14 protein-coding genes and 4 pseudogenes are annotated in these 17,508 nt (G+C 70.7%); 6 read left to right on the plus strand and 12 right to left on the minus strand.

Features of this window, described 5'->3' with window-relative positions; translation table 11 throughout:
- Positions 1-5: 5 nt before the first annotated feature.
- The 7 genes and pseudogenes from ACQPX6_RS08135 to ACQPX6_RS08165 form a co-directional block, all read right to left on the minus strand.
- The gene (locus ACQPX6_RS08135) at positions 6-512 is read right to left on the minus strand and encodes a CHAP domain-containing protein (RefSeq protein WP_433786766.1); all 507 of its coding nucleotides are present in this window, start codon (positions 510-512) and stop codon (positions 6-8) included.
- A 314-nt stretch (positions 513-826) separates the two neighbouring features.
- The gene (locus ACQPX6_RS08140) at positions 827-3,013 is read right to left on the minus strand and encodes a phosphatase domain-containing protein (RefSeq protein ID WP_433786767.1); all 2,187 of its coding nucleotides are present in this window, start codon (positions 3,011-3,013) and stop codon (positions 827-829) included.
- Positions 3,010-3,846: an SUMF1/EgtB/PvdO family nonheme iron enzyme gene (locus ACQPX6_RS08145; protein WP_433786769.1), complete on the minus strand. Its 837-nt coding sequence runs from the start codon at positions 3,844-3,846 to the stop codon at positions 3,010-3,012. The genes ACQPX6_RS08140 and ACQPX6_RS08145 overlap by 4 nt, the downstream gene beginning before the upstream one ends.
- A complete protein-coding gene (locus ACQPX6_RS08150) occupies positions 3,843-4,025 on the minus strand; it encodes a hypothetical protein (RefSeq protein ID WP_433786771.1) in 183 nt (60 codons plus the stop codon). The genes ACQPX6_RS08145 and ACQPX6_RS08150 overlap by 4 nt, the downstream gene beginning before the upstream one ends.
- Positions 4,022-4,303, minus strand: a complete 282-nt coding sequence (locus ACQPX6_RS08155) for a sulfatase-like hydrolase/transferase (protein WP_433786773.1) — start codon at positions 4,301-4,303, stop codon at positions 4,022-4,024. Before ACQPX6_RS08155 ends, ACQPX6_RS08150 begins: the two co-directional genes overlap by 4 nt.
- An 85-nt stretch (positions 4,304-4,388) precedes the next feature.
- Positions 4,389-4,664 (minus strand): annotated as a pseudogene (locus ACQPX6_RS08160) (GAP family protein); the annotation flags it as partial.
- A 76-nt stretch (positions 4,665-4,740) separates the two neighbouring features.
- Positions 4,741-5,004 (minus strand): GlsB/YeaQ/YmgE family stress response membrane protein, encoded by a 264-nt coding sequence (locus tag ACQPX6_RS08165; RefSeq protein ID WP_433786775.1) that lies wholly within the window; start codon positions 5,002-5,004, stop codon positions 4,741-4,743.
- A 428-nt stretch (positions 5,005-5,432) separates the two neighbouring features.
- On the opposite strand from ACQPX6_RS08165, the gene ACQPX6_RS08170 reads away from it, so the two are divergent.
- The 4 genes and pseudogenes from ACQPX6_RS08170 to ACQPX6_RS08185 all read left to right on the plus strand — a co-directional run.
- Complete coding sequence (locus tag ACQPX6_RS08170; protein ID WP_433786776.1) at positions 5,433-5,885, plus strand: hypothetical protein; 453 nt, start codon at positions 5,433-5,435, stop codon at positions 5,883-5,885.
- Between the two features lie 157 nt (positions 5,886-6,042).
- Complete coding sequence (locus tag ACQPX6_RS08175) at positions 6,043-6,882, plus strand: mechanosensitive ion channel family protein (protein WP_433786777.1); 840 nt, start codon at positions 6,043-6,045, stop codon at positions 6,880-6,882.
- A 429-nt stretch (positions 6,883-7,311) separates the two neighbouring features.
- Positions 7,312-8,166 carry a DUF2382 domain-containing protein gene (locus ACQPX6_RS08180; RefSeq protein WP_433786778.1) on the plus strand — a complete coding sequence of 285 codons (855 nt, stop codon included), beginning with the start codon at positions 7,312-7,314 and terminating at the stop codon, positions 8,164-8,166.
- A gap of 417 nt (positions 8,167-8,583) precedes the next feature.
- A pseudogene (locus ACQPX6_RS08185) lies at positions 8,584-9,426 on the plus strand (helix-turn-helix domain-containing protein); the annotation flags it as partial.
- Positions 9,427-9,476: 50 nt separating this feature from the next.
- On the opposite strand, the pseudogene ACQPX6_RS08190 reads toward ACQPX6_RS08185, so the two are convergent.
- From ACQPX6_RS08190 to ACQPX6_RS08200, 3 genes and pseudogenes are all read right to left on the minus strand, one after another.
- Positions 9,477-10,626: pseudogene (locus ACQPX6_RS08190) on the minus strand (IS3 family transposase).
- A 342-nt stretch (positions 10,627-10,968) separates the two neighbouring features.
- Positions 10,969-12,546, minus strand: a complete 1,578-nt coding sequence (locus ACQPX6_RS08195) for a DUF2235 domain-containing protein (RefSeq protein ID WP_433786779.1) — start codon at positions 12,544-12,546, stop codon at positions 10,969-10,971.
- Between the two features lie 401 nt (positions 12,547-12,947).
- Positions 12,948-13,982, minus strand: coding sequence for an NADP-dependent oxidoreductase (locus ACQPX6_RS08200; protein WP_433786780.1), 1,035 nt, complete (start codon positions 13,980-13,982; stop codon positions 12,948-12,950).
- Positions 13,983-14,747: 765 nt separating this feature from the next.
- Between ACQPX6_RS08200 and ACQPX6_RS08205 the strand changes: the two genes are divergently transcribed.
- Positions 14,748-15,176: a DUF3237 domain-containing protein gene (locus ACQPX6_RS08205; RefSeq protein ID WP_433786781.1), complete on the plus strand. Its 429-nt coding sequence runs from the start codon at positions 14,748-14,750 to the stop codon at positions 15,174-15,176.
- A 232-nt stretch (positions 15,177-15,408) separates the two neighbouring features.
- Positions 15,409-15,531: pseudogene (locus ACQPX6_RS08210) on the plus strand (integrase core domain-containing protein); the annotation flags it as partial.
- 210 nt (positions 15,532-15,741) lie between these two features.
- On the opposite strand, the gene ACQPX6_RS08215 reads toward ACQPX6_RS08210, so the two are convergent.
- Positions 15,742-16,497, minus strand: coding sequence for a hypothetical protein (locus tag ACQPX6_RS08215; RefSeq protein WP_433786783.1), 756 nt, complete (start codon positions 16,495-16,497; stop codon positions 15,742-15,744).
- Between the two features lie 231 nt (positions 16,498-16,728).
- Positions 16,729-17,181: a DUF4383 domain-containing protein gene (locus ACQPX6_RS08220; protein ID WP_433786785.1), complete on the minus strand. Its 453-nt coding sequence runs from the start codon at positions 17,179-17,181 to the stop codon at positions 16,729-16,731.
- Between the last annotated feature and the right edge of the window lie 327 nt (positions 17,182-17,508).

Raw genomic sequence — 17,508 nt, forward strand, 5'->3', positions numbered from 1 at the left:
TGACCTCAGTGGATGTAGCGAGGTACCGCCGTGGCCGGGAGGGTCCTCGTGCCGTACGCGCGGGAGCCCCCGAACCAGTTGTAGTCCTGCAGGGTCACGGTGCCGTCCGCGTTCACGCTCGCGACGTAGGCGATGTGGCCCATGTCGCCGGCCGTCATCGAGTACTGCCGACCCTGATACGTGTAGCCGACGTGCTCGTGGGCGTTCCACTGGGCGAACCCGCCGACCGTGGCCCTGCGGTCGACCTTCTTGCGGAGCTGGGCTGCGTTGTCGTCCCAGCGATCTGCCGTCCACGCCCCACGCCCCCCGGTCTTGCCGGGGATGTCCTGACCGTTCTGGTGCGAGCGCCACGCCACGAACGACGTGCACTGCCGCTCCGTCATGCCCCACGGATCGGAGACGCCCGGCGCGGCGGTGCTGTACGGGTAATCGTTCCCCGCGGCGGAGGCGGGGGCGATCCCCACGAGCAGGAGGGCGAACATCAGGGTCGCCAGAGTGCTGAGCTTGCGCAAGGTCGAGACTCCTCGGGCGGCAGAGCACTGTTCGTGCTCCGGGGCCTCGTCGTGGCCCGCCGGGTGGACGCGGCGGAGCCGGTGGGGGTGGCAGACGCCCCCATGAGTGCTGGGTCGAGGACGGTGGTCGTCCCGGCAGCTGGCGGACCCCGGCGGGGTCCATGTCGCGGATAGTAACCACAAAGAGAGATGCGTTAGGCCGATCGAGTGTTACATCACCACGCTACGTTGCGACAGCGGTGTCGTTCTTACTCAGTGATACTTGAAGACGCATCGACCGTGGCAAACGGGAGGCGAGGAGCAGCTGCCGCGCCTCAGTAGGTGCGACGCAGCCGCGCGCCCAACGGGCGACCGTCGGGGTCGAGCACCCTCCGGTAGGCGGGGCCGGTGATCCAGCGCCGGCGCCGCGTCAGCCGGACCTGGTCCTCCCCGAAGGCGTGACGGCGCAGGCGGCCGGGCGGGCGGGGGCCGTGCGCGCCGTCGGCGTGCCACGCGTCCAGCGCAGCGGCCTGCGCGCGGACGACGGCCGCGGCGTGGTCGGGGTCGAGCAGCTCGGCGTCGTCGGAGAGGTCGAGGTGCTCGGTCATCAGCTCGAGGCGCAGACGGCGGGCGAGCCCGCGGGCGCCGTCGCCCAGCCCGCCCGGGTCCGCGGGGGCGCGCCCGTCGCGCTCGTCGTCGAGGATCGCGGCGAGCAGCTCGGAGTCGTGGGTCCAGGATCGGGTGTTGAAGTTGTTGCTGCCGACGGTGGCCCAGACGTCGTCCACGACGCAGATCTTCGCGTGCACGTAGACCGGGCGGCCCTCGTCGTTCTCGACGTCGAGGACCTGCACGCGGTCGCCGCCGGCCCCGCGCACCATGGCCATGGCCTCGCTCTGACCCACGTCGGCGGGGCTCCCGCCGTCGTCGTGGTCGGGGCGGGGGACGACGGCGATCAGGTGCAGCCGCGGGGCACGCCGGAGGGCGGCGGCGAACACGCGCGCGACGTCGGCGGACCACAAGTACTGGTCCTCGACGTAGACCAGCCGCTGCGCCCGCCCCAGCGCCTTGATCAGGCCGCGGGCGATGCTGCGCTCGCCCCGGGGCGCGAACGGGTAGGGCGGCCGGCGACGGGGGTAGGTGCGCAGGACCTGCACCGCGCACCGCCCGGCCCGCGGCGGGTCCGGGGTGGGCTCCGCGAGTGGTGAGGCGGTCCGCGGCAGGCGGTGGAGGCGGTCGGGGACGACGTGCCAGGGCAGCCGGACCAGCGGTGCGGGGTCGCGCCAGCGCTCGGCGAAGACCTCCTGCAGGTCCCGGACGACGGGCCCGCGCAGCTCGAGCTGGGCGTCGTGGCGCGGGCTGCGGGTGTACTCGTCGCCGGACGCGGCCGACTGCGGGTCGCCCCGGTGCACGACGTCGTCGCGGGCGCCGAGGACGAGGTCGATGCCGCCGAGGTAGGCGACGTCGTCGTCCGCGGTCGCGTCGTCGCGGATGACGACGAGCTTCTGGTGGTGGCTGCCGAGCGGCCGGATCCGCTGGTCGAGCAGCACCTCGCCGCCGGCCGCGAGGAGGTCCGCGGTGAGCCGGCGGTTCGGGGCCACGTGGTAGCCGAGCGCCTCCAGGTGCGAGCGCCACAGCAGCCCGCGCACTCGGGCGCCGCGTCGCGCCGCCGCCGCGAGCGCCGCGGAGACGGTCGGTCCGCCGTCCGCGAGCTGCTGGTCGCCGTCGCCGCGCCAGCCCAGGAACAGCACCTGCTCGCCGGCCCCGGTCCGGGCCAGGCGTTCCGCGAGGGTGGCGTAGTAGGCGGTGCCGTGCACGCGCAGTCGCACCGCGTTGCCCTCGGTCCAGGGCCGCAGGCGGGTGGCCGGGTTGCCGCGCTGGTCGGCGGTGAGGAACCAGTCCTCGGTCCGCGGCTCGCCGCGCGCCGGGTCGAGGCCCAGCGCGGCGCCGAGCCGGGGGAGCAGCTCCTCGCCGTTCGGCGCGTCGACGACCGGGGGACCGGTGGCGGGCCAGTCGGCCGGCTGCGGCTCGGCGGGCTCCTCGTCAGCATCGCCGGAATCGAAGACCCGGCGCAGGGCGATCGCCACCACCCGCCCCGGGTGGTCGCGGGCGAATCCGTCGAACAGCACCGGGTCGTGGCCCCCGTCGTCCCCGATGAGGACCCACGACGTCCCCGGTCGGCTCCGGGCCAGCCGGTCGAGCGTGGCGCGCTTGTGGGCCAGCCCCCCGCCCACGAACCACCCGGAGAAGAGCCCCCGCCCGGCCGTCAGCACCGTGCCCGCGGGGTAGTGGTCGTGGTGCAGCGCGCGCAGCAGCGGGCCGGCGAGCCTCGGCGGCAGCGCGGTCAGGAAGAAGACCTCGGCGCCGGCGTCGTCGGCGGCCATCGTCAGCAGCCGCTGCATGCCCAGCAGCGACCGGCGGTCCCGCGGGCCCCGGGTGAGCAGGGCGAGCAACCGGCCCCACAGCCGCCGCAGGGGCGCGATCCGCAGGACGCCGTCGACGTCGTAGACGACCCCGAGCGTCACGGAGCACCCGCCGCGGCGGTGACGACGCAGCGGAAGCCGAGGTGGCTCATGCCGGTGTCGACGGCCTGCGGTCGCCGCGCCGCGGGCCGGTAGCGGCGGCAGTACTCGTCGGCGCAGAGGAACGAGCCGCCCTTGACGACGCGGTGGGCGGGCACAGTGGGTGCCGTGGGGTCGGCCGTCCACTCCCAGACGTTGCCGGCCGTGTCGACGAGGTCGTAGCCGTTGGCCGGGAACCGGCCGACCGGGGTGGTCCTGCCGTACCCGGGGTCGGCGCGCCACGGGAAGGCGCCGTGCCAGTGGTTCGCCATCCCGTCGCGGGGGTCGTCGCCCCACGTGTAGTCGGCGCCGTCGAGCCCGCCGCGGGCGGCGGCCTCCCACTCGGTCTCGGTCGGCAGGCGCCGGCCGGCCCATGCGGCGTACGCCTCGGCGTCCTCGGCCGCGACGTGGACGACGGGGTGGTCGGCGCGCTGCGCCAGCGACGACCCCGGCCCCTCGGGGCGACGCCAGTGCGCCCCGGGCGTCCACGTCCACCACTGCGCGAGGTGGCGCAGGTCGACGGGCCCGGGCGTGCCGGTGAAGACCATCGACCCGGGGTGCAGGTTCTCCGGCGGGGCGCCCGGATAGTCGGCCGGGTCGAGCGGGCGCTCGGCGACCGTGCGGTACCCGGTGGCGCGGACGAACCGCGCGAACTGGGCGTTGGTCACCGGGTGCCGCTCGACCCAGAGGCCGTCGACCGTGGCCGGGCGCGCCGGCGCCTCCTCCGGGTAGTGCCGGTCGGAGCCCATCGTGAAGGTCTGCGGCGGCACCCACCGCAGCGCGTCGTCGGCGGTCACGGCGCGCCGAACACCGTGGTCCAGTCGTTCGCCATGCTGACCACGGTCCAGCCCTGGTCGCGGGCCCGGCCGAGGACGTCCTCGGCGCCGGCGGTGTAGTCGAACTCCCGCTCCGCGTCGTCGTGCAGGACGAGCAGGCGCAGGCCGGGGCCGTCGGGCGTGCCCGAGAAGTCCATCATCGGCCGGTCGCCGTTCGAGTTGCCGATGGACAGGATCGGCCGCCGCCCGATCCGGCTCCAGATGCGGATCGGCCGGTGCGGTAGACGCTCTGGCCGGTGATGAACGCGGCGCGTCCGGCGGTGCAGCTCTGCTCGCCGTAGGAGTCGGTGAACCGCATGCCCTCGGCCGCGATGTTCGGTGTGCGGTAGCCCACGAGGCCGTCGCTGTAGCAGGACAGGTTGGTGATGCCGATGTCGTCACCGCAGATGACGAGGATGTTCGGCTGAGATCCGGGCACGACGATCGCCTCCCCTGGTGATGACGATCAGCTTTCGGGGGGCGCCCGCCACGGTCCTCATCCGAGGCGGGTGAGAGCGGGTGCCTCACCCGGCGAGACCCGCGATGCCGTCGCCCCCGAGCTTCGTGCCGATGACGACGAGGAGCACCGCCATGATCGCGGAGTTGTGGGTGGCCATCCACGAGCGCAGCCCCTCGAGCACCGCGCGCGAGCGGGCGCCGAGCACGACGTAGATCGCCAGCGGCAGCCCCGGCCCGACCGTGCCGAGGACCACGAAGACGGCGAGCGCCACCGCCTGCCCGCTGGCGGAGGTGCCGGTCTGGGCGACGGCGGCGGCCGCGCCGACCGTGATGAGCAGGTTCTTGGGTTCGCCGCCGAGAGCACGAACCCGAGGCCGAGCGACTTCAGCGGAGGGGTCCGGCGGGGGCTCCGCCGAATCAGGTGCGGGTGGTGCGTCGCCGCCCGGACAGGCCCTCGGCGACGCCGATGAGGAGCACCGAGGCGATCACCGCGAAGATGAACCCGAGGACGTTGAGCTCGAAGATGTCGCCGGTCCCGAGGAAGCTCGCGATCGACCCGCCGATGACGGAGCCGACGAGGCCGAGGAGCAGGGTAGCGAGGATCCCGAGGTTCTGCTTGCCCGGCTTGATCAGCCGCGCCAGCGCGCCGATGATCAGCCCGGCCACGATGAATCCGATCATTGGTCCTCCTCGTCAGAGCCCGGCGCCGGATCGAGCGATCCCGTCGCGGTGACCCGACGCCCTCGGCCCCTCCGACGGTACTCCGGCGGAGGTTCCGGTCGGGGTGAGGAGATCTTGGAGAACGCACGCGCCGGCCGGTCTGCTCGGCCGCGGGTTCCCCACCCGCACAGCCTCCTCGGCGTCGTCGCCCGTTGAGCCGCACGGCAGGGGAGACCGTCCTCCTCCTGATCCGGCGGATGGGTCCAGCGCTGCTCCGGTTGACGCGCCGGGCGCCGACATCGGAACGAACTCGGGTGGTGACGGCCTCGCGGCGGTAACTGCGCCGTGCTCCGTGGCGGCAGCGTGTCGATCTGTTCGCCTCCAGTAGCGCGGGGTGGCGCCGAAGGGCCAGGCCGGTCGGCCTGCTCCCGGACGAAGCTGAGGTGCCGATGCCGATCAAGCTCGAGGTGACGCAGACCGGGTTGAGGGTGGGGTTCACGGGGCTCGACCGGGCCGCCGCGTGCCGGCGGAGCCTCGATGTGCCCTTCGAGCGGGTCGTCGGCTCGAGGGTGATGTCGCGGGCCGACGCGGTGGCCTCGAGCCCGTTGCTGCCCTGCCCCGGCTCGTGGTGGCCGGGACGCCTTCGGGTGGGGTCGTGGGGGATCGGCGAGCGTCGCCAGCTGTGGGGGGTCCACGGGGGCGCCGAGGCCGTGGTCGTCTACCTCTCGGGACGTCCGTTCCACCGCGTCGTCGTCGAGGTCGACGACTGCCGGCAAGCGCACCGCCTGATCGACGCGGCGCTCCTGCGCAGCAAGAAGTGCGGCGCACGCCAGTCGTTGCGCGCCGTGCTCGGCGAGACGGGCGACGAGGGGTTCGCTGTCTCCTCTCGTCGACGGCGTTGAACGAACTCTCCTGCAGGCGACCGACTGTCACGCCGGTCACTTCCGGTCCGTGTCGCCGGCCGCCGTCCGACGGCGACAGAACGTGCAGGTTTGTCCCGAGACGTGACTCGGTATCCCGACCCATCCTGCTCATCGGACCCCCGGGGGGAACCGCGTCATGCCCGCATCCAGTGGCGGCTTCGACATCCTGCAATCGCTGCAGAATGCCTTCACCACCTTTCTGAGCTACGTGCCCAACGTGATCGGTGCCCTGCTCGTCCTGCTCATCGGTTACATCATCGCCAGGTTGATCCGATCCGGGATCAGCAGGCTGCTGCGCAAGGTCCGTGTCGACGAGAAGCTCACCCATGGTCAGGGCGGCGAGTACGTCGCCCGGTTCTCCCCGCAGGGCAAGCCCTCCCAGCTGGTCGGGCTGGTCGTGCAGTACGTGCTGATGGTCTTCGTGATCGTCTCCGCGGTCGGCACCCTGAACATCCCGGCCGTCTCCGGGTTCCTGACCCTGGCGCTGTCGTACCTGCCGAACGTCATCGCCGCGCTGCTGATCTTCCTGGTGGCCGCGGCGGTGGCCGGCGCCGTCGGTGGTCTGGTGCACCGCACCATGGGCGACACCCCCACCGGTCGGGTGGCGCGCTCCGCGGCGCCGACGCTGGTCATGGCGATTGCCGTGTTCATGATCCTCAACCAGCTCGGGATCGCCGAGACGATCGTCAACGCCACGTTCATCGCCCTGATCGGCGCCGTCGCGCTGGGTTCGGCGCTGGCCTTCGGGCTCGGTGGCCGCGACGCCGCCGCCGACCTGATCAACTCGGGCTACCGCCGCGCGCAGCAGCAGTCCGACCAGGTGCAGGCCGACCTGCAGGCCGGTCAGCAGCGTGCCCAGGCCGAGGCGCAGCAGTACACCCAGCAGTACGCCCAGCCCGGCGCCCAGCCCGGGCAGCCGTACGCCGACGGTGCCGCGCCGCGCCCGGGAGCCACGGAGGCCTTCCGCACTCGCTGATCGACTCATCGACACCGCCCGGGGCAGAGCACGGCAGACCGCCACGAGGGCCGGCAGGTCACGACGACCTGCCGGCCCTCGTCGTGTCGAACCCGATACGGAATTGCTCCGAACGCTGGACGATCGCGGTCGCGAATTGCTCCGAACGCCTCAGCGTTCGCAGGATTCGCCGACCGAATTCCTGGCCATCCTGGGTGCAGCGCGGGCGGAAACGCATTCGTCGTCGCGGCAGCAATACACAGATCTTGCTGCTCCTCGTCCAGCACCGGGCGAGCCGCGTGTTCACCATCTCTCGACGCTTCGCCCGCGTCCGCCCGCAGGCCCCGAATCGTTCGGCACGCTTCGAATCGTTCGGGAGGTGCTGCGCGCGAAAGGGCTCGATCCGGAGGAGTTCCGATCATGGCCGTCAACCTCAGAGATCCCCGAGAAATGTCCGGTGCCACCGTCACCGGAGGCGACGGGGAGAAGCTCGGCAAGGTCGAGACCGTCTACCTCGACAACGAGACCCAGCGCCCCGAGTGGGCGGCGGTGAAGACCGGGCTGTTCGGCAGCCACGTCTCGCTGGTCCCGCTCGCGACCGCCCAGTACGACGACGGGCACCTGCAGGTCCCGTACACCAAGGACGAGGTCCAGAGCGCCCCGCACCACGACCCGGGCCAGGAGCTGTCGGTCGACGACGAGCGGCAGCTGTTCACCCACTACGGCGTCGACTACGACGGCGACACCGCGACCGCGCGCAGCCACGACACCCCGACCGGCGGCGACACGGGCTGGCGTGAGCAGGAGAGCCGGGCTGGCGCCGGTGACCGGGACGGGCGCGAGGGCACCGTCGGGCACGACACGTCGGGCCCGACCACCGATCAGGCGATGACCCGGTCGGAGGAGGAGCTGCACGTCGGCACCGAGACCCGCGAGCGCGGCCGGGCGCGGCTGCGCAAGTACGTGGTCACCGAGAACGTGACCCAGACGGTGCCGGTCTCGCGCGAGGAGGTCCGCATCGAGCGCGAGCCCATCACCGAACAGAATGCGCCGGCGGCCCACGACGGCCCGTCGATCTCCGAGGAGGAGCACGAGGTCGTCCTGCACGAGGAGCGGCCCGTCGTCGGCAAGGAGACGGTGGCCAAGGAGCGGGTCCGGATGGACACCGAGACCCACCGCGACCAGGAGCAGGTCTCCGACGAGGTCCGCAAGGAGCAGATCGAGGCCACCGACGAGACCGACGGCGCGCCCGGGACCACCGGCTCCGGGCGCCGCCAGTCCGAGCCGGCCGACCCGCGGCGCTGAGGCCGCCCGCGGTGGTGGTGGCGTCCTCGGCGCGGGGACGCCATCACCGGTCCGCGGCGACCGGGTGAGACCAGCGCGTCCTGGGCCTCCCGCGGCCGGCTCGCCCGCGACCGGCCGCAGCGGGCGGGATCGGGTCCCGATCCGCTCGCGACGGCGGGCAGACCTCGAGGTGGGTCGCCTCGACCACGAGATGGTCGCGCCACCGCTACCGTGCCCGAGGCAGCCGGCAACGGCGCGCAGGGCGAAGCAGGTGGAAGCGTCCGGGTCGCTCCACGCTGCGACGACCCGATGACGTCCGCGCTGATCAGCAGTTGGTGCCCCCGGCAGTGTCGTGTCTCAACACATTCCGAACAGGTGTCTCACGACATGCCGGACAGATGTCGCGGGTGATCCCGGACGGGCTCGGGACGCTCGTGCATGTCGTCCAAGGCGCGTCTGGTGATCACTGCTGTGGTCGTGGAGAAGCGGCCGGTCGCGCAGGTCGTGCGCGAGTACGGGGTGTCGCGGTCCTGGGTCTATGAGCTGCTCGCCCGCTACCGCGCCGAGGGTGACGGGGCGTTCCGGGCCCGCTCACGGCGACCGAAGACCTCGCCGCGGGCCACCCCGCCGAAGACGATCGAGATGGTCTTGGAGCTGCACAAACGCCTCGCCGGGCAGGGCCTGGACGCCGGGCCGGACACCATCGTCTGGCACCTGGCCCACCACCAGGGCGTGGCCATCTCGCGGGCCACGGTCCACCGAATCCTGGCCCGTCACAGCCAGGTCGTGCCGACCCCGGCCAAGCGCCCCAAGTCGTCCTACCTGCGCTTCGAGGCCACCTACCCCAATGAGTGCTGGCAGTCCGGCTTCACCCACCACCGCCTTGCCGGCGGCGCCGACGTCGAGATCATCACCTGGCTCGACGACCACTCCCGCTACGCCCTGGGGGTGACCGCCCACCACCGAGTCACCGCCGGAACAGGCCGCCACCTTCGCCACCGCGGCCGCTGCGCACGGGTTCCCGGCCTCGACCCTGACCGACAACGGCATGGTCTACACCGTCCGGCTGGCCTCGCGCCGCGGCGGTCGCACCGCTCTCGAGCACGAACTTGCCCGCCGCGGCATCACCCAGAAGAACAGCCGACCATCGCACCCCACGACCTGCGCAAGGTCGAACGTTTCCAGCAGACCCTGAAGAACTGGCTGCGCGCACAACCCCACCCACCGGCGACGATCGTCGAGCTCCAAGCCCTGCTCCACCGCTTCGTCGAGACCTACAACCACCAGCGGCCACTGATGTGCCCCGGGTGTGGCGGAGTCGGGTTACTGGTTCACGCGGTCGCGGTGGCGTGGAGCTTCTCGTACTCGATGGGCGTGAGCATGCCCAGAGAGCTGTGTCGTCGGCGGCGGTTGTGGAACATCTCGAGGTACTCGAACAGAGCGTTGGCGAGCTCGATGCGGGTCTTCCAGCGGCGCCGGTTGAGTAGCTCGGTCTGCACTCGACCCCAGAAGGACTCGATCACGGCGTTGTCGTAGCAGTCCCCGACCGAGCCCATCGACGGGACGAGCCCGGACTCCTGGGCGCGACGGTGAACGCCCAGGAGGTGAACTGCACCCCGTGATCGGAGTGGATCACCGTGCCCTCCCCGGACCGTGGGGCGCGGTTGGTGATGGCCATGCTCAGCGCATTGGTGGCCAGTGCCGCGGTCTGCGAGGAGTCGATCGACCAGCCCACGACGCGGCGGGAGTGCACGTCGAGCACGACCGCGCAGTAGACCTTGCCCTCGCGGGTGGGGTGCTCGGTGATGTCGGTGACCCACAGCTGGTCGGGGCCCTCGCGGGCGAACTGGCGGTCGACCAGGTCGCCGGCGAACGGGGTCTCGTGCAGTGGGCGGCGTCGCTTGCGCCCCGGTAGGCCGGCGAGCCCGGCGCGGCGCATCAGCAGCTCCACCGCGCCGTGGCCGACCGCGATGCCCAGCCCAAGCCGTAGTTCGGCGTGCACGCGGCGGGCGCCGTAGGTCCCGAACGAGGCCTGGTGCACCGCCTGGATCTGCTCGGTCAACCACGCGTGGCGAAGCGACCGCACCGAGGGCGCGCGGGTGCGCCACTCGTAGAACCCGGACTCGGCGACCCCGAGGAGCCGGCAAGCCAGTTGAACAGGCAGCTTCTCCGAGGCCATCACCGCGATCGCCTCGTATCGCCTTTTGGGGCCATCACCCCGCCGAGCAGCTCCGCGGCGCGGCGGTGGATCGCGACCTCGGTCTCGAGTTCGGCGATGCGCCTGCGCGCGGCAACCAGTTCGGCGTTGTCGCTGCTGGTGGTGCCGGGGAGCTGGCCGGTGTCGATGAGCTCCTGGCGGCGCCAGACGTAGATGGTCTGTTCGCTGATGTCCAGATCGGTGGCGACCTGGGCGACCCGGCGCCCGGCGGCGACCAGGTCGAGAACCTTGCGGCGGAACTCCGGTGGATACCTCTTCGGCACGGGGCTGGTGATCCTTTCGACAGCGAGGACCGTGATCATCCAGTAACCCGACTCCAGCCAAGCCGGGGCACATCAAGCTCTCCGGACACGCCGGGGCGGTTCAACTTGTATGGCTCTCCGGGCGTGGGAGGTAGTTGATCTAGCGTCCTTGCTGGAAGCGCCGGCCGGTCTGACTCGTGAATAGCCTGCCGCTTTCGGGCTTGCTGTCCCGGCGTTGGTCACCCGGCTGGCGCGTCGGGCCATGGGCTGACTCAACAGAGGTGTGTCCGGAGCTCCGGCGCTGGAAGTCGGCATGTCGTCCGCGGTCGCCCGCTCAGGTCGCCGAGTTAGAGGCGTCTGTTCCTAGAGCCGTTGCACAGCGAGGTCGACCTGTCCGTGGTTGTTGCCGTAGGAGCCCCAGGCGTCGTTGCCGTACGCCCAAAGGTAACCGGCCCGTGTGACGGTCCGTTGCATGGAGTCGCCGATGACGAATTTCTCGTCGTTGAGGCGCTCACCGTCCTGCGTTACAACGACATCACCCTTGCTGTCGGTGAGCTCGTTGGCGACGAGGCCGACGAGGGCCATCAGGGGAGCGTCTGCCTCGCGCCGGGCGCCGACGAGCTCGGCGTCGGGGTTGCGGACGACCTGGCGTAGCCCCTGCTCGACCAGGTCGACCACCCGAGCGAAGCCGTCGCCCAGCACCGGCCAGGCAGCTGCCCCGCTCGGCCCACCGCCCCCGAGAGGAGTGCCCCAGCGGCCGGTGGCGGTGAAGCGGTAGGTGCCGGGTTCCAGGTAGAGCCCTGTGGCGCTCCAGCTCTGGTCCGCCTCGACCACCACCTCCGCGGTCTCGCCGACGCCCATGGTGCGGGTGGGGCGATACACCTTCTCCCGAGGGGCAGCGGCGGTGGCCTGTTGGCGCGCGTAGGCGGACGCGTGGACTAGGTGGGGTAGTCGCCGCGCGGCGTCGACGGGTGGCGTGGCTCGGGGGCGGGGCTGCATCGCGGCCTCCGCGAGCGCGCCGAGGGGGCCTCGCCACATTCCGTGAAGTGTTCCGTTGATCGGATCAGGCTTGATCACTTCGGGGGTGAACGGCAGCCCGACCGCGGCATGGGCCTGCTCGATCATCCACTCTAGTGCCCCGTCGCTGAGCCCGCTGTCGTCGCCGTGACCGCCGCCGACGTCGCAGTGGTCGCCCGGGAACCAGGTCTGCGTGATGTCCTGCCCGATGCCGGCCGCGGACTGGTCCCACAGCGTGGGCCGGAACGGTCCGCGCATCTCGTCCAGCGACACCGCGTGTCGGGCGTCCGGGATCCGGGGATCGAGGACCACGTCGAGGAACTCGTAGCGGTCGCGCGACCCCAGCAGGTCCGGAAGCCCCAGATAGCTCGGGATGCCGAGTGCGCCGACTGTGTCCCAGACGCCGAGGAAAACCACCGGGACGTCGGGGGAGCGGGGGTCGTACGCCAGCGGCAGCACGTCGTCGGCGGCGGGTTCGGGAGGCGCGTCCCGTCCCGTCCGCCGTGCCGCTCTGAGTTCGGCCTTGTGCGTCTTGTACCGCCCGTACGCCGCGGCCACTGCCGCCTCGAGAGCCTCGCCGTCGAGCGCGGTCCGGTCGACGATCCCGATCCTGCCGACCATTCCGGCGAGGCTGCGCGCCAGGTACGCGCCTCTACTGAACCCGAAGAGCGAGATGCTGTCGTCCGGCCTGTACTGCTCGACGAGGAATCGGTAACCCTCGAGGAGGTCGCGGTCGATTCCCCACCCGACGATGCCGCCCCGGAGGTGGTCGATGAGCCCCCCGGTGCCGACGCCCGCTAAGTACTTCTTCTGGGTCGGGTCGACGTCGAGTCGTTTGTACAGTTCGATGACGTTGCTGCGGTCGGTGGCGTCCTGCCAGGTGCCGTCGCAGCAGACCACAAGGTCTCTCATCTCGCGCTCCAAGCGTGGGAACGAGGGTTGGCCCAGGCTGCCAGGCGCGACCTGGCCGAGTCATCGGCCGTTGTGCGTACAAGGCTGGGTGGCTGGATCCGTGGCCCGACGAGAACCCCGCGAGCTGCCGACGATGTGGCCCGGGCAGTCGATGCCCGAGCCTCGCGCCGATAGAGCGACGACCCGGCGAGGAGGCCCGCATGGCCTCCTTCGTGGCCTCAACTGCAGTCGCCTGGTGTGCCGCGGTGCGCACGGTGAGGTCGGCGACGTGCACCGTTGGACTCACTGATCATGCCGCTCGCGGAGACGAACTTACTCGTAATGCGCACGTCGCGGGTTCAACCGCGAGTGGCGGCTCCACAAGGCCGGTTTCATGCGGGCCTGAGGCGTGATCGCGTAGGTCGATGTGCGGCCTACAGAGTTTCGCTAACGCGAACGATCATCTTGCCGAGATTCTCACCGTCGAGGATCTGCGACAGAGCGTCGGGTGCCTTCTCGAGGCCGTCGACGATGGTCTCGTCGTAGTGCAGCTTGCCGGCGGCGATGAGTTCGCCGAGGTGGGCACCCGCCTCCGCGACGCGGTCGAGATGATCCAGCACGAGGAAGCCGTGCAGGCTCGCTCTCTGCATGACGAACTGGATGATGTCGTGCTGGCCAACTGAGCCGAACCGGTTGTAGGCGGCGATCATGCCACACAGCACGACGCGGGCTCCGACGTTGAGGCGCAGGAGGACGGCGTCCATGATCTCGCCACCCACGTTCTCGAAGTCGAGGTCGATGCCGTCGGGCGTGGCCGCGGCGAGGTCCTCGCGCCAGCTCTGGGCGTGTCGATCGATGCAATGGTCGAAGCCGAGCGTGTCGACGACGTGGCGACACTTCTGGTGGCCTCCGGCGATGCCCACCACGGTCGCGCCGGCCGCCTTCGCGAGTTGGCCGGCGATCGACCCGACAGCCCCGGCTGCGGCGGAGACGACGGCGGTGTCGCCGGGGTGGGGCTTCCCGATGTCTATCCCGACGTGAGCGGTGAGCCCCGTGTGCCCGAGGACACCGGCGAAGGCCGAGGGCGGGGCGGGTAACGGGTCGGGCAGGGGCAGGAACGGGAACTCGAGCGGGACCAGGCTGGACTCGTTGGTGAGGCAGTACTCCTGCCAACCGGGCCACCCGAGCACGATGGCCCCCTCGGGCAGATCGTCACGACGAGACTTCTCCACCTGACCGACGCCGACCCCACGCATGACCTCGCCTAGCGGCACAGGCGGCATGTAGCCGCGGTAGTCGCTCATCCACACCCGTGTGGTGGGGTCCACCGACAGGTAGCAGGTGCGTACCAGCGCCTGACCCGGCTCGGGGTCGGGCACGATCTCCTCGACGAGCTCGAGGTTGTCTGCGACCGGCGAGCCCTCGGGTCGACTCTTGAGCCGGTAAACACGGTTGACTGTTGTCGACATGACGTCTCCGCATGATCGCTCTGGGACAGGACCTGCGTCCGAGCTCGATCAGGAGAGTTCTATGGGCCGAACAGTGTAGAGCTCCGACGGCGCGGGTCATGTCTTGGGAAGCGTCGAGTGTGACAGTTTCACTCGCTTCCGCCGACCCCTGCCACTCGTATCGAGTATTAAGACGTTCGCTGAAGTCACCTTGTGCGATAGGTCGGTGACATCAGGTGTCGACGTGGCGGTCTAGACGGGACCGATTCGCGCCTCTAGGAAGCATGGGTGTTCCTCGGTCAGCTGCGCCTGGGTGCTGCGGACCGGCTGGAGGGTCCTAGCGACGGTGCGCGCGTCGCCGTCGAGTTCGATCGCGACGGTGGTCTCGGCGACGTGCGGAGATGACCACGCGGTGGCGTGGGGTTAGAGCGATCGTCTGGCTCGCCACGACGATGACGCCGGTCTCTGACGCACAACGTTGGACGGTGAACGGCTCGGTTGACCGGCGTGGCGGTGGCCCAGCGGGGCGGGCGGCCACGCGCACCCGCCGAGGCTGAGCAGGCAGAGCCCGGATCGCAACCGGACTGAGCCAGGCGCCAAAGCTGTCGGCGCGGCCACCCACCGTAGGTGCCGCAACTACAGGCCGTCCTAGTCAGCCCCGCTTTCGTCCTCCGACGCCTCCCACTCGAGAAAATCAAGAAGCATCCGGATTAGTACGTAGTGACCGGGGTGTCCACCGGTGGGACCCTCGCTTGACGGCAGTGAGTCGACAGGAGGAGGAGTTCGATGACACTCGAGCTGGTACCGCTCTGCAGCCTGCGAATCCAATTGCGGCCCCCGACCGAGGTCGGCACTGGGCCGGCTGGTACACGTGTGATCTTCGAGGTCGAGAGCGGCAGTTTCAAAGGAGATCGGCTCAGCGGCGAGATGTCCGGTTCCATGAGCGGGGATTGGCTGATCGTCGGGCCCGAGGGAACCGCAACGCTGGACGTCAGAGCGACCTTTCGTACCGACGACGGCGCTGTTATATTCGCCCAGTACTACGGTCGCGCTGACATGTCTACCGGCCTGAATCCGCCGGTAACGATCTACGTCTCCCCCCGGTTCGAGACGGGCGACGAACGCTACGCTTGGCTCAATCGCATACAGGCCATCGGCAAGGGCGTCGTCCACGAGGATCTGTCCCTCGACTATGAGTGGTACGAGGCGCGATAGGGCGCGCTGACGGATCTTGATCGAGGCGTGTTGTGCACCTCGGGGTGAGTGACGGGTCCGCGTGGCCAGACTATGGAGCGTCTATGCGTTCTGCTTGATATCGCTTGCGTCGTCGGGGCTTGCTCGGTGCAAGCGGAAACTCGACCCACACCGGACGGGTGTCGATTCGGGTGCTCTGTGTGGTCCGCCATGGACGTTTCGTGCTGGTGAGCGCTGGTGATGCGAAGGCCGATCACAGCGCCGGAAGGCACTACCGGGCTGGCTGCACGAGTACAACCACCACCGACCCCACAGCGCCATCGGCAGGCGACCCCCGATCACCCGCTTGACCAACCTCTCCGGTCAGTACAACTAGGCCGCACCTCGTGACAAGCACCCGCGACCTCGCCCAGCCGCGGTCGTCGGCGGGGCTCGCTCTTTCCCCGGCCATATCGTCACCGTCGGCGCGGGGTTCGACTCGTCGAGATCGGGATTGGGTGCGTCGAGACCGCTGCCCTCGCAGCCCTCGCGAGCGAGGAAATCCGCGCATCGGAGCACCTGAGGGCGCCGCTTCGGCCGTGAGCGACTACGTGATGGCACGCCTTCGACGGAAGGCAATGACGGCGAGCGCGATCGTTGCGGCGGGCAGGAGGATCACTGTGGGGGCCGAGACGGCCGTCGCGGCTGTCGAGAAGCCCTGCTCGCCGACGACGACGCCGCTGACGAGGTCGAGCACTCCGGACAGCGCGAACAGTGCGCCCAGCCAGGCTGGGAGGAGGTGGCTGTGAGCGATGGTGATGCCCAGCAGAACGAGTGCCGCGCCCAGCAGCAGTGCGGCGTAGCTCGTCGTCGCCCATTCGAGCCAGCGCGCGAGTTCCGCGACGCGGAACGCTCCGGCCTTCTCTGGTGGCGCAGCACTGGCCCAGGCATCGACCGCGTGCTTGAGGGCGACCCCGTCGACGGCGTACTGGATCGCGCCGGCAGCGGCAGCCAGGATCGTCAGCACGCTGCCGCCTCGGTTCACCAGCGACGGCTGGCGACCAGCGGCGGCCTGGTAGAGCACCAGAAGGCCGGCGATGAAGATCAGCGAGGCGGCGAACTGCAGGAAGTGCGCCGCGGGCCAGACGTCGGACGCAGCGATACCGACGAAGATGGCGGGCAGATCGTTGGCGTCGCCTGTGGGCGGCGATGCGTGAAGCGCCCCGGCCACTCCATCGAGGATGAAGCTTCCGATGAGCAGGCTGGCGGCCTGGCCCAGGGCTCGTCGGCCGCCGACCGCTGACGTGTCTGGAGCTTCCGATGGCCGGCCGGCGGCCTGGCTCTTGGCGGTGGCCTCGGCCATCCGGCCTCCTCGTGGTCGGGCTCGAGCACGCCTCTCGGCACTCAAGTCCGCCGCAAGCGGGAGACGTCGTCAATGCTCCGTGGGGTGGAGGGTCGCCACGGCGGTCTCGCCGAGATGCGGGGTCGGCGGTCCGGCGGCTCGGTGGCGTCGCGCGAGGCCATTCGCCCGGCCGGGGTTTTCCCGGCCGGGCGAACGCGGCGAGCCCGCCGGTCTTTCGGGCTCTGTCGTGGTTCAGTGCGCGCGGGACACGCCGGTGGCCCGACGGCCCAGCGCGACACCCAGGCCGACCATGCCGACCGCGAGGACCAGGTGCAGGTAGTTGTCGGCGGTGTTCACCGGGACGAAGTTGGCCGGCCCGTCCATCGGGATGAGGAGCCCGTAGAGGAACAGCACCAGGTAGATGACGCCCCCGATGAGCAGGTAGGAGCGGGCGCCGCCGGGGGTGCGGGCCGCGAGCACGCCGACGACCCCGAACAGCAGGTGCACCACGTTGTGCAGCACCGACACGTTGAAGATCCCGAGCAGCGCCGCTCCGGACATGTGCCCGAGGAGCGACAGCTGGTCGTAGTCGGTCGTGATGCCGGGGACGAAGCCGAGCACCCCGACGAGCAGGAACACGACGGCGACCACAACGGTGGCGAGCTGGATCGGGGTACGTGTCGCTGCCCCGGTTTTGACGGCCATGACGAGCCTCCACTATGAGGACCAACAGATAAGCCGCTTTCGTACTCTGCGGCCTCGCGGTTCATCGCGCGCTCACGATTTCTTCAGCCGTTCGGGAGCCCTCGAACAGTTCTGCACAGACCCCGGGTGTCAACCGACGACCCCGCCGAAGAGGAGGCCGAGGAGGGCCTGCCAGCGAGCGGTGTGGCGCTCCTCGGCCACGGCGAGGCCCAGCAGGGTCTCGCGCTCGTCCTCGGAGGACCGCCGCGACGCGGGACCGCGATATACCCGCGCCTCGGCGCACTCGTCCGCGAGCCGTTTGCGGCGCGGGCGCGTGGTCGCGTCCAG

This window comes from Actinomycetospora sp. CA-101289, assembly GCF_050955895.1.
Classification (GTDB): Bacteria; Actinomycetota; Actinomycetes; order Mycobacteriales; family Pseudonocardiaceae; genus Actinomycetospora.

Coding starts and splice junctions, on each gene's coding strand:
- ACQPX6_RS08150 (WP_433786771.1), bottom strand. CDS start 4,025: ATGATGGACTTCTCGGGCACGCCCGACGGCCCCGGCCTGCGCCTGCTC.
- ACQPX6_RS08165 (WP_433786775.1), bottom strand. CDS start 5,004: ATGATCGGATTCATCGTGGCCGGGCTGATCATCGGCGCGCTGGCGCGG.
- ACQPX6_RS08170 (WP_433786776.1), top strand. CDS start 5,433: ATGCCGATCAAGCTCGAGGTGACGCAGACCGGGTTGAGGGTGGGGTTC.
- ACQPX6_RS08175 (WP_433786777.1), top strand. CDS start 6,043: ATGCCCGCATCCAGTGGCGGCTTCGACATCCTGCAATCGCTGCAGAAT.
- ACQPX6_RS08180 (WP_433786778.1), top strand. CDS start 7,312: ATGTCCGGTGCCACCGTCACCGGAGGCGACGGGGAGAAGCTCGGCAAG.
- ACQPX6_RS08200 (WP_433786780.1), bottom strand. CDS start 13,982: ATGTCGACAACAGTCAACCGTGTTTACCGGCTCAAGAGTCGACCCGAG.
- ACQPX6_RS08205 (WP_433786781.1), top strand. CDS start 14,748: ATGACACTCGAGCTGGTACCGCTCTGCAGCCTGCGAATCCAATTGCGG.
- ACQPX6_RS08215 (WP_433786783.1), bottom strand. CDS start 16,497: ATGGCCGAGGCCACCGCCAAGAGCCAGGCCGCCGGCCGGCCATCGGAA.
- ACQPX6_RS08220 (WP_433786785.1), bottom strand. CDS start 17,181: ATGGCCGTCAAAACCGGGGCAGCGACACGTACCCCGATCCAGCTCGCC.